Source organism: Cellulosimicrobium sp. NPDC030954 (assembly GCF_055571305.1).
The window spans coordinates 212,392-225,594 of sequence record NZ_JBVIFN010000006.1; the positions used below are offsets into that span (position 1 = coordinate 212,392).

13 protein-coding genes and 2 tRNA genes are annotated in these 13,203 nt (G+C 71.1%); 12 read left to right on the forward strand and 3 right to left on the reverse strand.

From position 1 onward, the window contains the following. The first annotated feature begins 28 nt into the window (after positions 1-28). From gyrA to ACZ402_RS13935, 5 genes are all read left to right on the forward strand, one after another. Positions 29-2,728, forward strand: coding sequence for a DNA gyrase subunit A (gene gyrA, locus ACZ402_RS13915; RefSeq protein WP_375823233.1), 2,700 nt, complete (start codon positions 29-31; stop codon positions 2,726-2,728). Continuing rightward, positions 2,725-3,696 (forward strand): DUF3566 domain-containing protein, encoded by a 972-nt coding sequence (locus tag ACZ402_RS13920; RefSeq protein WP_375823232.1) that lies wholly within the window; start codon positions 2,725-2,727, stop codon positions 3,694-3,696. Before gyrA ends, ACZ402_RS13920 begins: the two co-directional genes overlap by 4 nt. Positions 3,697-3,821: 125 nt before the next feature. Continuing rightward, positions 3,822-3,895 (forward strand) — tRNA-Ile (locus ACZ402_RS13925). Positions 3,896-3,927: 32 nt separating this feature from the next. Continuing rightward, positions 3,928-4,047 carry a DLW-39 family protein gene (locus ACZ402_RS13930; RefSeq protein ID WP_208863433.1) on the forward strand — a complete coding sequence of 40 codons (120 nt, stop codon included), beginning with the start codon at positions 3,928-3,930 and terminating at the stop codon, positions 4,045-4,047. 39 nt (positions 4,048-4,086) lie between these two features. Further along, positions 4,087-4,159: transfer RNA gene (locus ACZ402_RS13935), tRNA-Ala, on the forward strand. Positions 4,160-4,278: 119 nt separating this feature from the next. Here ACZ402_RS13935 and ACZ402_RS13940 read toward each other — a convergent pair. Continuing rightward, positions 4,279-5,262, reverse strand: coding sequence for an HNH endonuclease (locus ACZ402_RS13940; protein WP_375823231.1), 984 nt, complete (start codon positions 5,260-5,262; stop codon positions 4,279-4,281). Positions 5,263-5,408: 146 nt separating this feature from the next. Here ACZ402_RS13940 and ACZ402_RS13945 point away from each other — a divergent pair, with 146 nt between their 5' ends. Next, positions 5,409-7,175, forward strand: coding sequence for an ATP-binding protein (locus ACZ402_RS13945; protein WP_375823230.1), 1,767 nt, complete (start codon positions 5,409-5,411; stop codon positions 7,173-7,175). Between the two features lie 91 nt (positions 7,176-7,266). Here ACZ402_RS13945 and ACZ402_RS13950 read toward each other — a convergent pair whose 3' ends face one another. Further along, positions 7,267-8,400: a hypothetical protein gene (locus tag ACZ402_RS13950; RefSeq protein ID WP_375823229.1), complete on the reverse strand. Its 1,134-nt coding sequence runs from the start codon at positions 8,398-8,400 to the stop codon at positions 7,267-7,269. A 142-nt stretch (positions 8,401-8,542) separates the two neighbouring features. On the opposite strand from ACZ402_RS13950, the gene ACZ402_RS13955 reads away from it, so the two are divergent. Both ACZ402_RS13955 and ACZ402_RS13960 read left to right on the forward strand, forming a co-directional pair. Continuing rightward, entirely contained in the window at positions 8,543-9,082 is a 540-nt protein-coding gene (locus tag ACZ402_RS13955) for a peptidylprolyl isomerase (RefSeq protein ID WP_087470435.1), read from the forward strand. Between the two features lie 197 nt (positions 9,083-9,279). Further along, positions 9,280-10,002, forward strand: coding sequence for a rhomboid family intramembrane serine protease (locus tag ACZ402_RS13960; RefSeq protein ID WP_375823228.1), 723 nt, complete (start codon positions 9,280-9,282; stop codon positions 10,000-10,002). 156 nt (positions 10,003-10,158) lie between these two features. Here the strand turns inward: ACZ402_RS13960 and ACZ402_RS13965 are convergent, their stop codons facing one another. After that, positions 10,159-10,410, reverse strand: coding sequence for a cell division protein CrgA (locus ACZ402_RS13965; protein ID WP_087470436.1), 252 nt, complete (start codon positions 10,408-10,410; stop codon positions 10,159-10,161). 320 nt (positions 10,411-10,730) lie between these two features. On the opposite strand from ACZ402_RS13965, the gene ACZ402_RS13970 reads away from it, so the two are divergent. From ACZ402_RS13970 to ACZ402_RS13985, 4 genes are read left to right on the forward strand one after another with little or no spacing between them, the layout of a single operon-like run. Then, positions 10,731-11,507: a DUF881 domain-containing protein gene (locus tag ACZ402_RS13970; RefSeq protein ID WP_375823227.1), complete on the forward strand. Its 777-nt coding sequence runs from the start codon at positions 10,731-10,733 to the stop codon at positions 11,505-11,507. Next, a complete protein-coding gene (locus tag ACZ402_RS13975) occupies positions 11,504-12,289 on the forward strand; it encodes a class E sortase (protein ID WP_375823226.1) in 786 nt (261 codons plus the stop codon). The genes ACZ402_RS13970 and ACZ402_RS13975 overlap by 4 nt, the downstream gene beginning before the upstream one ends. Then, positions 12,289-12,483 (forward strand): hypothetical protein, encoded by a 195-nt coding sequence (locus ACZ402_RS13980; RefSeq protein WP_375823225.1) that lies wholly within the window; start codon positions 12,289-12,291, stop codon positions 12,481-12,483. Before ACZ402_RS13975 ends, ACZ402_RS13980 begins: the two co-directional genes overlap by 1 nt. After that, a complete protein-coding gene (locus ACZ402_RS13985; RefSeq protein WP_375823224.1) occupies positions 12,480-13,139 on the forward strand; it encodes an aminodeoxychorismate/anthranilate synthase component II in 660 nt (219 codons plus the stop codon). The genes ACZ402_RS13980 and ACZ402_RS13985 overlap by 4 nt, the downstream gene beginning before the upstream one ends. The last annotated feature ends 64 nt before the right edge of the window (positions 13,140-13,203 follow it).

Consider the following 13,203-nt stretch of genomic DNA (forward strand, 5'->3'; position numbering starts at 1 on the left):
ACGCACGAACGAACGAACGAGGTAGACCGTGACCGACGAGCAGAACCCCGAGATCGAGCCCACCGCCCCCGGCGACGGGGACGAGGCGGTCGTGCACGCGGACGGCACGGCGGTCGCGGTGCACCACGGCCGCATCGAGCAGGTCGACCTGCAGCTCGAGATGCAGCGGTCGTACCTCGACTACGCGATGAGCGTCATCGTCGGGCGCGCGCTGCCCGACGTCCGGGACGGCCTCAAGCCGGTGCACCGCCGCGTGCTGTACGCGATGTACGACGGCGGCTACCGCCCGGACCGGTCGTACTCGAAGTGCTCTCGCGTCGTCGGCGACGTCATGGGCAAGTTCCACCCGCACGGCGACAGCGCGATCTACGACGCGCTCGTGCGCCTCGTGCAGGACTGGTCGCTGCGCTACCCGCTCGTCGCGGGACAGGGGAACTTCGGCTCGCCCGGAAACGACCCGGCGGCCGCCCCGCGGTACACCGAGTGCCGCATGGCCCCGATCGCCATGGAGATGGTCCGGGACATCGACAAGGACACCGTCGACTTCCAGGACAACTACGACGGCCGCACCCAGGAGCCGGCGGTCCTGCCGTCACGGTTCCCGAACCTGCTGGTCAACGGCTCGGCGGGCATCGCGGTCGGCATGGCGACGAACATCCCGCCGCACAACCTGCGCGAGGTCGCCGAGGGCGTCCAGTGGCACCTGGACCACCCCGAGGCGAGCCGCGAGGAGCTCCTCGCGGCGCTCCTGCTGCGCATCAAGGGCCCGGACTTCCCGACCGGCGCGACGATCCTCGGCCACAAGGGCATCGAGGAGGCGTACCGGACCGGCCGCGGCTCGATCACGATGCGCGCGGTGGTCAACGTCGAGGAGATCCAGGGCCGCGTGTGCCTGGTCGTCACCGAGCTCCCGTACCAGGTGAACCCGGACAACCTCGCCGCGAAGATCGCCGACCTCGTCAAGGACGGTCGCGTCCAGGGCATCGCCGACATCCGCGACGAGACGTCGGGCCGCACGGGCCAGCGCCTCGTGATCGTGCTCAAGCGCGACGCGGTGGCGAAGGTCGTGCTCAACAACCTCTACAAGCACACGCAGCTCCAGGACACGTTCGGCGCGAACATGCTCGCGCTGGTCGACGGCGTCCCGCGCACGCTGAGCCTCGACGCGTTCGTCCGGCACTGGACGACGCACCAGCTCGACGTCGTGGTGCGGCGCACCCGGTACCTGCTGGCCGAGGCCGAGCGCAGCATCCACATCCTGCGCGGCTACCTCAAGGCGCTGGACCTGCTCGACGAGGTCATCGCGCTCATCCGCCGCTCCCCCGACGCCGACGAGGCCCGCGCGGGCCTCATGGGGCTGCTGGGCGTGGACGAGATCCAGGCGACGGCGATCCTCAACCTCCAGCTCCGCCGTCTGGCGGCGCTCGAGCGGCAGCGCATCATCGACGACCACGACGAGCTCGAGCGCAAGATCCTCGACTACGAGGACATCCTCGCCAAGCCGGAGCGCCAGCGCTCCATCGTCGGCACCGAGATGGGCGAGATCGTCGCCAAGTACGGCGACGAGCGCCGGACGACGATCCTCCCGTTCGACGGCGAGGTCTCGATCGAGGACCTCATCGCCGAGGAGGAGATGGTCGTCACGATCACGCGCGGCGGCTACGTGAAGCGCACGCGCAGCGACAGCTACCGGGCGCAGAAGCGCGGCGGCAAGGGCGTGCGCGGCGCGCAGCTGCGCGAGGACGACATCGTCGACCACTTCTTCGTGACGACGACGCACCACTGGCTGCTGTTCTTCACGAACCTGGGACGGGTCTACCGCGCCAAGGCGTACGAGCTGCCCGAGGGCGGCCGCGACGCCAAGGGTCAGCACGTGGCGAACCTGCTCGCGTTCCAGCCCGGCGAGAAGATCGCCCAGGTCCTCGACCTGCGCGACTACGGCGCCGCGGAGTACCTGGTGCTCGCCACGCGCCGCGGTCTCGTCAAGAAGACGCGGCTGTCGGAGTACGACTCGCCGCGCTCGGGCGGGCTCATCGCGATCAACCTCCGCGAGGACGAGTCGGGCACGCCCGACGAGCTCGTCGCGGCGCTCCTCGTGGACGCCGACGACGACCTCATCCTCGTCTCGCGCAAGGGCCAGTCGATCCGGTTCCCGGCGGGCGACGACACGATGCGACCGCTCGGCCGCGCGACGTCGGGCGTGACGGGCATGAAGTTCCGCGAGGGTGACGAGCTGCTCTCGGCCGACGTCGTCGAGGAGGGTTCCGACCTCTTCGTCGTGACCGAGGGCGGGTTCGCGAAGCGCACGCGGATCGACGAGTACCGGGTCCAGGGCCGTGGCGGTCTGGGCATCAAGGTCGCGAACCTGGTGGAGGCTCGTGGAGATCTCGTGGGGGCTCTGGTGACAGAGGCCGACGACGAGGTGCTGGTGATCATGGAACGCGGGAAGATCGTGCGGTCCGCGGTCGACGAGGTGAACCTCACGGGCCGCAACACGCAGGGGGTGACGTTCGCGAAGCCCGACAAGGGCGACCGCATCATCGCGGTCGCGCGGAACGTCGAGCGTCGCCTCGGAGAGGATCGGGATACCGTGGAGGGCGAGGACGGGACCGGCACGGCCCCGGGCGGCACCGACACGAGCAGCGCACCGATCACCGACCCGACCGCCTCGTCCGACGAGGCGAGCGGGACCGAGCCGGCCCCCGGAACCACCGAGGAAACCAGATGAGCAGCGAGAACAACGCACCGCCGACGATCACGCCCCGGCTGACCGTGCCGCGTCCCGACACGGACACGACGTCGCGTGCCGGGGGCGCGACCGCGCCGAGCAAGCACGGTGAGTCGAACGGCGCGTCGAACGGTGCGGCGTCGGGCGCCGTCCCGCCTCCTCCTCCGCCTCCTCCGCCGGGCCCGGCCTCGAGCCAGGCCGCCGCGGAGCGCGGTGCCGACGACGACGGCATGGAGCGCGCGTCCGGCGAGAGCCGTGTCGCGGTCGCCCGCGCGGGCGCGGTGAAGGCGGCGGCCGCAGCCATCGCCGCGGCGAAGAGCGCGGCCAAGAAGGTCTCCGCGGCGGTCCCGGCCGCGCCCGCGGAGGCCGACCCTCAGCAGCCCGGTCATGACGAGATCGACGACGAGACGGTGAGGCGCGTGCCCACGACCAGCGCGACAGCCCCGAGCGCCACGGCGGCGTCCGCGGCGTCCACGAACACCCCGGCGCCGGCGGCGATGCACTACTCCGCCGCGGGCGTCTCCGGCTCGGCGACCCCCCTCACCGGTGCCACACCCGCCGTCGGCCCGGCGACGGGCGCGACGCCCACGGTCCGGAACGACGGCGGCCCGCGCCGCGTCCGGCTCGCGGTCTCGCGCATCGACCCCTGGTCCGCGATGAAGCTCGGCTTCCTGCTCGCCGTCGCGATCGGCATCATGACCGTCGTCGCGACGGCCGTGGTCTGGTACGTCCTCGACGGGATGATGGTCTTCGCCAAGATCGAGGACCTGTTCACGCAGATCGTCGGCACCGAGACCGAGGTCGACATCCAGCAGTACGTGGCGTTCGGCCGTGTGATCTCCATCGCCACGCTGCTCGGTGTGGTGAACGTGGTGATCATCACCGCGCTGTCGACGATCATGGCGTTCCTGTACAACATCGTCGCCGCGCTGGTGGGCGGCGTGCACCTCACGCTCACCGACGACTGACCGAGGACGGCTCCCGACCGGGGGCCACGGACCCCTCGGTTTGGGTCTGCGGCTCCCGGTGGGGTAACCTCAATCGCTGCCTGCGAGCGGAGCGGCCCCCCGGGGCTGTCCGGCGAGGCGCGTACGGGCCTATAGCTCAGACGGTTAGAGCGCTTCCCTGATAAGGAAGAGGTCAGAGGTTCAAGTCCTCTTAGGCCCACTGCCGAACGAACCCACTCGAGGGGGAACGTCATGAAGAAGCTTCTCGTCCTGCTCCTCGCCGCCGGCGCCGGATATCTCCTGTGGCGCAAGTACACGGAGGACAACGCCGAGCGTGACCTCTGGGCAGAGGTCACCGACACCTTCGAGTGAGCACGTCTCACTCCTGACCGGCCCCAGGCCGCGTCACCCGGGGCCATGGCGCAATTGGTAGCGCACCTGCTTTGCAAGCAGGGGGTTGGGGGTTCGAGTCCCCCTGGCTCCACTCCGTCGATGATCCGTGTCTCGTCGTCGACCGTACTCGAGGTCGACAGCACCCTCCTCACCGCCAGTCCGGGCGTCACGAAATCTGTCGTTGCCGGTCGCTGCCCGGCGTGCGTGGGATCAGCCAGCAGCGGTGCGGTGCTCGGCCCAGTGCTGGGTGAGCCAGTCCACCTGCTCGTCGCGGAGTTCGAGGGTCAACGGCTTCTGGTGCAGGCGCGCGTACTGTGCGTAAGATCCGAGCTCCTCGGCGACGTCGACCCGGCGGCGCTCAGGGTCGACGGCGAGCAGACCGTCGTCGAAGAGTCGATGAATGTCTCGACGGAGCATCAGGTCGCCGTGTGCGCGGTGCTCGCCGATCCTGGCGTAGCTGTAGAGGTGACCTGCTTCGAGGACTCGTGCGGGTGCCGCCCCCGTGAACGCGCACCTTTGGCCCTGGGCCGCGAGCAGTGCCTCCCGGAACTCTCGCTGGCCACGGCGGACACGGACCAGAGACTCCCGGAAACCCTGAGGCACGTCGACTGCGATGCCGAGCGTCGGACCCCACGCGACGTCCGGGATTCGTCCGACCACCCGACTGAGGGCGCGGTCGGCGTGCTTGCGCGCCAGGACGTCGCGGAACGACGCCCAGTCCAACCGCCGCATCGCGTTGAACTCACCCTTGTTCGTCTGAACTTCGCGGATCTCACGGTCGTTCAGGAGACCATCAAGGTCCGTCCACGCGGCGTCGTACCGAGCACGGTAGATCTCCACCTCGACCACCTCGGACCGCGGCGTGTCGAACTCGGCCTTGCAGTCGTCGCAGCGGAACGTGGGCGCCTTGGTCTTGCGCGGCTTGATCGCCGTAGTCCGGCAGGCGGGGCACCGGTTCTGCAGCTTCTGGCCCGTGGACCGCTCGATCGCCTCGATGACAGACACCCCGAGCAGCCGGCGCTTGTCCCACAGGGCCACAGGGTCACCGACCATAAGGTTCTTGTGGTTGACGACCTTGCTGTCCCAGGAGTAGTAGGCGTCGTACTCGTCGTCGTAGCCTTCGTTGCCGCCGTAGCCCCGGTCGTCGCCCGCAGCCATCAGCAACCATGCGCGCCGGGGCTCTCTGATGGCCATGGCCAGAGCTTTCCGTACCCGAACCGCTCACAGCAAGCGAAGGATGGTGGTCCTCGGGTCAGCCCCGGCGGTTGGCGCGACAGGCTGCCTCACGCAACGACTACAGTGACGCATGTAGTGGCGACAGTGAACTACAGTGAGGTGTCATGGAGACGAGCCAGGGTCCGATCGAGCACGTCGTTGCGCGGCTTCGCGCAGCGTCGACGGATCTCTCGTCCGTCGAGGTGAAAAAGGCTGCGGGAGGAGTTCCCAAGGACGTCTGGCCCACGGTGAGCGCGTTCTCCAACGGCGACGGCGGGCTCATCATTCTCGGGCTCGACGAGTCGACAGGGTTTGCTCCGACGCAGGGCTTCGACGCCGCCGCGATTCGTGATGGCCTGATCGACGGCTTCAGGCCTCGCGGCGGAGGTGAGTCGCCGGGTCCGGTGAGCCCTCGGCCACTCGGCTCGATCGACATCGCGGTCGTCGACGGGGCCTCGATCGTCGTCGCCGACGTGGAGCCCTTGCCGGCGGCGATGAAGCCCGCCTTCGTGACGACACAAGGCAAAGAGGGCGGAACCTTCGAGCGGGTCGGTGACGGCGATCGTCGGATGAGCACCTACGGCATCTTCCTGCTGTCGACCGACGGCGCGCAGCCGCGTGTCGACACTGAGCCTGTGCGTGGCGCCTCCCTCGACGACCTCGACATGAAGCAGGTCGAGCGGTTCATCGCGCGCCTGCGCCGTCGTCGCCCACGATCCGTTGCGGACCTGACGTCCACAGTCGACATCCTGACACGCCACAACGTGCTGGCGTCAGACGGACGAACACCTACCGTTGCCGGACTGCTCGCGTTCGGGCGCTACCCGCAACACTCGCTCGCGCAGGCGATGGTGACGTTCGCGGTCTATCCGGGAAAGGCGAAGGACGTCTACGCAGGCGAGACCCGCATGCTGGACCGCCGCGTGATCGAGGGCCCGATCCCGGCCATGGTCGACGACTGCGTCAGGGCCGTGCTGCAGAACATCCCGGTGCGCCGCGTCATCGTCGGCGCCGGAGCCCGTGATGAACCCGAGATCCCCGAGGTCGCGATCCGCGAGGCTGTCACGAACGCGCTCACGCACCGCGACTACAGCCCGTGGGCACTCGGCGACCAGGTGCGCGTGGAGCTCTACCCCGATCGACTGGAGATCACGAACCCGGGAGGCATCTGGGGTGGGCGGCGCGTCGTCGACCTCTTCGACGGGTCTTCACGCTCACGCAACGCCGTGCTCTCCGCCATGCTCGCCGACGTCCCGATGCTCGACCGTGACGAGTCCGTGTCCGAGAACGCGGGATCTGGGATTCCGACGATGACGGGTGCGCTCGGGCGAGCGGGACTCGCCGCACCCCGCTACCTCGCCACCGTCACCTCGATGGCAGTCGTGCTGGATCGGCACGGGCTGCTCAACCCGGAGACCAATCAATGGCTCGCCAGCATCGGGGCCGACACGCTCGACCCTGACGCCCGGCGCGCGCTCGTTCTCGTCCACCGTGGGTACGCAGTCGACGATCAAGTCCTGCGGGCTCAACTGGCGATGGACTCTGCGGACGCCAGGGCAGTCCTCCGTGGGCTCGTCGACGCGGGATGGCTCCAGTACCCGCGGCGGACGGACGGTGCGTATCGCGAGGGCCACCGCCTCGAGGCTGCCGAGACCCTCTTCTCGGAGCGCGCCACGGAGATCCGATGGGAGGGGACCCTCGACGAGAGGATTGTCGAAGCGCTCACCCCTGGACCGGAACTGTCGGTCCACGAGATCGCGGAGCTCCTTGGCACGACCGCCGGATCACTTCGCCCACGACTGCGTGTTCTCGTGGCAGAGGGGGCGATCGTGGCCACCGCGCCACCGACGAGCAGGAATCGGAAGTACCGGCTCTCTCGCCCCACGGTCTGACTCGGACGGCGATGGGGGTCCGCACCCCCAGGTGCGGACCCCCTTCACGCAGTGCGCGATGTCCGACGTCCAGCGTGCCGCGCTGGCTGGGTCAGACGTCGTCGGCCTTCTTGGCGGCGTCCTCCGCGGCGTCCTCGGCTGCCTCGCGGGCCTTCTTGCCGGCGTCGCCGAGGTCGTCCTTCGCGTCCGCGGCGGCGTCCTTGGCGGACGACGCTGCGCTGCGGGTGGTGCTGCGGGCGCGGCTGGTGGCCTTCTTGGCCGCGTCCTTGGCGTCGGAGACGGCGTCGCTGACGCGGTCGCTGACGTCGTCGCGGACCTCGGCGGCACGCTCGGCGAGCTTGTCGGTCGCCTCGCGGCCCTTCGCCACGGCGACGCCCGCGGCCTCGCCCAGCGACTCGGCGGCGTCCCCGACGGCGTGCCGGGCGTCGCCGACGACGTCGTCGAAGTGGACCTGCTGCTCCTCCTGCTCCCACGGCTCGGCCCAGGGGTCGGTCGTGGGCTGCGCGCGCCGGTAGAGGACGTAGCCGACGCCTGCGGCGGTGACGCCGCCGGCGATCCACCAGAGGGTGCGGCCCTTGCCCTTCGACGCGTCGGCCTCGGCGGCCTTCGCCGCGGCCTTGTCGGCCGCGGCGGCGAGCTTGGCCGCCGCCTTCTCCGCCGCCTTGTCGGCGTGCTTCGAGGCCTTCTTGCCGGCCTTGCCTGCGGCCTTCTGGGCCTGCCTCGCGGCCTCCGCGGCGGCCTTCTGCGCCTCCTTGGCGAGCTTGCGCGCCTTCTTGCCGGTCGCCGCCGCCGTGGCAGCGGACGCGGCGGCGGTCGCCTCGGCCGCGTTGTCGGCCGCGCGCTGGGCGGAGTCGGCGGCGCTGGCGGCGGCGGCGTTGAAGCTCGCGACGATCTTCGGCAGCACGTCGTCGACGAGCTTGTCGTGCGCGGTGTCGATGGCGGGCGCGGCCTTGCCCGCGGCCTTCTCGACGCGCGGCGCGGCGGCCTGGATGCTGTCCTGCCACGCCTTCTCGACGCGCGGCTGGAGCCACTCGAGGAACGCCTCCACCTTGGGCGTCCCCCACTCCTTGGCCTGCACCGCCGCGTCCTTGGCCTGGTCGGCGAGCTGGCTCGCCGCGCTCTGCGCGGTCGCGGCGGCCTGCGCGGCCTGGTCCTTGAGCTTCTCGGTGTCGATCGACTCGAGCGTGTCCTTGACGGAGTCGCTCGCTGAGCGAGAACGGGTCATGCGTGCTCCCCGGGGTCGTCGTCCGACGGGACGAAGGTGCGGATGCGATGGGCGTTTCCGACCACTCTGCCACCACCGTGCCCGCCCCGCGAGACGTCGCGTCCGACGGGTCGCGCGCGGGTCTCGTGGGAGGATGGTGCCCATGTTCGCAACCCTCCACACGACCGCAGGTGACATCCGGATCGAGCTCCTGCCGAACCACGCCCCGAAGACGGTGGCGAACTTCGTCGGGCTCGCGCAGGGCACCACGACGTGGTCCGACCCCCGCACCGGCGCAGAGCGCACCGAGCCCTTCTACGACGGCCTGATCTTCCACCGCGTGATCCAGGACTTCATGATCCAGGGCGGCTGCCCGCTGGGCACCGGCACGGGCGGTCCCGGCTACACGTTCAACGACGAGATCCACCCCGAGCTCCAGTTCGACCGTCCCTACCTCCTGGCGATGGCGAACGCGGGCCTGCGCCGCAACCCGGTCACGGGCGAGGCCGAGGGCACCAACGGGTCGCAGTTCTTCGTCTCGACCGTGCCGACGCCGTGGCTCAACGGCAAGCACACGATCTTCGGCGAGGTCGCGGACGACGCGTCCCGCGCGGTCGTCGACGCGATCAACGCGACGCCGACCCGCCCGGGCGACCGCCCTCAGGAGGACATCGTCATCACGTCCGTCACGATCGAGGACTGACCATCTCGACGACACCTCCCGGGCCGCCCGGCCCGCCGGCGTACGGGACGGCAGGGCCGCACGACGGTCCTGCCGTCCCGCCCGTGTGCCCGCGGCACCCGGACCGGGTGTCGTACGTGCGGTGCCAACGGTGCGGCCGCCCGGCGTGCCCCGAGTGCCAGCGCCCGGCCGCCGTCGGCGTGCAGTGCGTCGACTGCGTGCGCGACGCCGCCCGGCAGGCGCCGACCCAGCGCACCGCGCTCGGAGGCAGGGTCCGCGGTGGCCCGCCGGTCGTGACGTTCACGATCATCGGCCTGTGCGTCGTGAGCTGGGTCCTGCAGCTCGTCACGGGCGGGACGTGGACGAGCATGCTCGCGTTCGCCCCGTGGATCGGCGAGCTGCAGCCCTACCGCTTCCTCACGGCGGCGTTCCTGCACTCGACGAGCCCCGTCCACATCCTCTTCAACATGTACGCGCTGTGGGTCACAGGGCCGTTCCTCGAGCAGCAGCTGGGGCGGCTGCGGTTCACGGCGCTCTACCTGCTGTCGGCGATCGGCGGCTCCGTCGGTTACCTCGTCCTCGCAGGCGGCCCGACGTCGGTCGCGTGGATGACCCCGGTCGTCGGCGCCTCGGGCGCGGTGTTCGGGCTCTTCGGCGCGATCCTGCTCGTGCTGCGCAGGACGGGCCGGAACGCGATGCAGATCGTCGTGCTCATCGGCATCAACTTCGCGATCGGGCTCTTCTTCACCGGCATCGCGTGGCAGGCGCACCTCGGTGGGCTCGTCGTCGGCCTCGTCCTCGGGGCCGCGTACGCGTACGCGCCGAAGGAGCGTCGCACCGTGGTGTCGGTGGGCGCGACGGCGGTCGTCGCCGTGGCTCTCGTCGCCGCGGCATGGCTGACGTACGCCTCGGCGGACCAGTTCGGCCACCTCGTCGGGTGACTCCGCCGAGCGGCCCGGGGAAGTTATCCCCAGGGTTACTCACAGGTGTGGAACTACACCGGTGTCGTCGGCATCCCTCGGGGACGCCGGTCGTCGTCCGGGCGCGCAGGAGCCTGCAGGCGGTCCGCGCCCGGACGGCCGACGTCGTCGGGACGGCTACTTCCAGCGCGTGGTGAGCGCGAAGCCCGCGATGATGAACGCGAAGCCGACGCCGAGGTTCCAGGCACCCAGCGGCGGGATCGGGAGCTGCTTGGGCCCGCTGAGGTAGAACAGCACGATCCACGCCAGCCCGAGGAGCATCAGCCCGAGCATCGTGGGCACGAGCCAGCGCGGGTTGCCCGACTCGGGCTTGGGCACGCTCGGCGGGCGCTGCGGCTTGGGCTTCTTGCGCGACTTCGACTCGGGCACGAGGGTGGGCTCCTGTCCTGGTGGGGTCCGCTGCGGCGGCGTCGGGACGCACCGCGGGAGCGGACGCCTGCCGTCGTCGTGCAGGAACCGTGCATGGCTCGGGCGAAGGTCGTCGACGCGCCGCGGGGCTCCGTGGGAGCACGGATCCGTCACGATCGTGGACGACGTTCGTCGACTAGCGTAGTGGGCGCACACAATAGGCACGGACACCGCGCGCGGGCAACGGCCCGGCCGCGGCGACGACGACACGACAGACGCACGGCAGAGACACATCGGCGAGACGGTCGACGACCTCGTCCGCCCCAGGAAGGAGACGGTCCGTGAGCAGCACCGACCCCGCCTCCGCGACGCCGGACGAGCCTGCCGCACCCCCGCGCTCGCGCCGGGTCCGGTCCGCCGTGACCGTCGCCCTCGTCCTCGCGCTCGCCGGCGTGATGTTCACGGCGAACGCACGGCTCGCGCGGGGCGACGACTCGCGCCACCCCGAGAACCTCGCGCAGCTCGTCGACCGGGAGTCGGACCGCGTGGCGGACCTGTCGGCCCAGGTGGACGCGCTCACGGAGGAGATCGCGGGACTGTCGCAGACCGGCGACGCCCCGCCGGGCGTCGACCCCGACCTCGCGTCGCGCACCGCGGTCGCGGCGGGCACGACGCCGGTCAGAGGCACGGGCCTGTCCGTCACGCTCGACGACGCCCCTCCCGAGGGCAACTACCCGCCGCAGATCCGCCCGGACGACCTCGTCGTCCACCAGCAGGACATCCAGTCCGTCGTCAACGCCCTGTGGGCCGGCGGCGCGGAGGCGATGACGCTGCAGGGCCAGCGCGTCACCGCGACGTCGGCGTTCCGCTGCGCGGGCAACATCCTCCTGCTGCACGGGCGCGTGTACTCGCCGCCCTACGTCGTGGAGGCCGTGGGCGACCCGGACGCCCTGCGCGACGCCCTGGAGCGCTCGCCGGGCGTCCAGGTGTACCAGGAGTACGTCGACGCGGTGAACCTGGGCTGGTCGGTCGAGGACAAGTCCGACCTCGAGCTCCCCGGATACCAGGGCGCGCTCGAGCTCCGCTACGCCCGCCCCTCCGACGCGGTGGCGTCGTGACGGCCACCGCGCCCGTGCCGGTGCGGCACGCGGGCCGCCGCGCCTCCGGGCGCGGGGCCGTGTCCACGGTCGTCGGCGTCGTCGGGGAGCTGCTCATCACGCTCGGCATCCTCCTGGGGCTGTACGTGGTGTGGCAGCTCTGGTGGACGGACGTGCAGGCGGACCGCGTGCAGGCGCAGGTGCTGGAGGAGATGGGCGCGCCCACCCCCGACGCCGCGGACGTCGCGCCGGAGACGGCGGTCCGGCGGGACGCACCCCCGGTCATGGCGCCGCCCGCCCTCGGCGAGGTGTGGGGCACGCTGTACGTCCCGCGCTGGGACGGCAAGATGATGCCGATCGCGGAGGGCACGGACAAGCGCTCGATCCTCGACCAGGCGATGGCCGGGCACTACCCGGAGACGGTCATGCCGGGCGACGTCGGGAACTTCTCGGTCGCCGGGCACCGGCAGACGTACGGCAAGATCTTCCACGACGTGGAGGAGCTCCAGATCGGCGACCCGATCGTCGTCGAGGCCGGCGGGGTCTGGTACGTGTACCGCGTGGACCACATGCAGGCCGTGAAGCCCGACCAGGTGGAGGCCGTGGCGCCCGTCCCGTGGCAGCCGGGCGTCGAGCCGACCGAGCGGTACCTCACCCTGACGACGTGCCACCCGATCGGGCTGAACTCGCTCGTGGCCCGGTACATCGTCAACGCGAAGCTGGACTACTGGATGCCCGTCGAGGACGGCACGCCGCCGGACCTCGTGGGCCAGGCGGCCCCTGCCGCCGAAGGGAGCGCGTGATGTACGGGGCGCTGTGGCGCGTGCTGCCCGGGCCCGCGTGGGTCCGGGTGCTGATCCTGCTCGTCCTCGCGGCCGCCGTGGTGCTCGCGTGCTTCGAGTGGCTGTTCCCGATCGTGTCCGCGTACATGCCGTTCAACGACCCCAACATCCAGACCGACGCCGCCGGCGCAGCGTCCGTGGAGGCCCCGCGATGACCCACCAGACCCGCATCCTCGTCGTGGACAACTACGACTCGTTCGTCTACACGATCGTCGGCTACCTCGACCAGCTCGGTGCCCAGACCGTCGTCGTGCGCAACGACGCCGTGCCCGAGCCCGACGCCGAGGGGCGGTTCCACGACGCCGACGGCACCGTCTTCGACGGCGTCCTCGTCTCCCCCGGCCCGGGAACCCCCAAGGAAGCCGGGCAGAGCGAGCAGGTCATCCGCGCGTGCGCGGCGTCCAGGACGCCGATGCTCGGCGTGTGCCTGGGGCACCAGGCGCTCGCCGAGGTGTACGGCGCGACGGTCACGCACGCGCCCGAGCTCATGCACGGCAAGACGAGCCTCGTCGAGCACGAGGGCGAGGGCGTCCTGGCCGGGCTCCCGGCGCCCTTCACCGCCACGCGGTACCACTCGCTCGCCGTCGTGGCCGACACCGTGCCCGCCGAGCTCCAGGTGACCGCCTCGACCGCCGGTGGCGTCATCATGGGCCTGCAGCACCGCGACCTGCCCCTGCACGGCGTCCAGTTCCACCCCGAGTCCGTGCTCACGGAGGGCGGTCACCGCCTGCTCGCGAACTGGCTCGAGGCCTGCGGGCTGGACGACGCCGTGGAGCGCTCGGCGGGTATGGCACCGCTCGTCCGCCAGTAGCCCCGGGAGCGACCCGTCCGTGGCCATGGCACGGGCACAGGACTCCAACCCCGCTGGTCCCGCC

What these genes read in the sequence shown, in the direction of transcription:
- ACZ402_RS13950 (WP_375823229.1), bottom strand. Translation starts at nt 8,400, where the DNA reads ATGACCCGTTCTCGCTCAGCGAGCGACTCCGTCAAGGACACGCTCGAG.
- ACZ402_RS13955 (WP_087470435.1), top strand. Translation starts at nt 8,543, where the DNA reads ATGTTCGCAACCCTCCACACGACCGCAGGTGACATCCGGATCGAGCTC.
- ACZ402_RS13985 (WP_375823224.1), top strand. Translation starts at nt 12,480, where the DNA reads ATGACCCACCAGACCCGCATCCTCGTCGTGGACAACTACGACTCGTTC.
- ACZ402_RS13980 (WP_375823225.1), top strand. Translation starts at nt 12,289, where the DNA reads ATGTACGGGGCGCTGTGGCGCGTGCTGCCCGGGCCCGCGTGGGTCCGG.
- ACZ402_RS13920 (WP_375823232.1), top strand. Translation starts at nt 2,725, where the DNA reads ATGAGCAGCGAGAACAACGCACCGCCGACGATCACGCCCCGGCTGACC.
- ACZ402_RS13930 (WP_208863433.1), top strand. Translation starts at nt 3,928, where the DNA reads ATGAAGAAGCTTCTCGTCCTGCTCCTCGCCGCCGGCGCCGGATATCTC.
- ACZ402_RS13945 (WP_375823230.1), top strand. Translation starts at nt 5,409, where the DNA reads ATGGAGACGAGCCAGGGTCCGATCGAGCACGTCGTTGCGCGGCTTCGC.
- ACZ402_RS13940 (WP_375823231.1), bottom strand. Translation starts at nt 5,262, where the DNA reads ATGGCCATCAGAGAGCCCCGGCGCGCATGGTTGCTGATGGCTGCGGGC.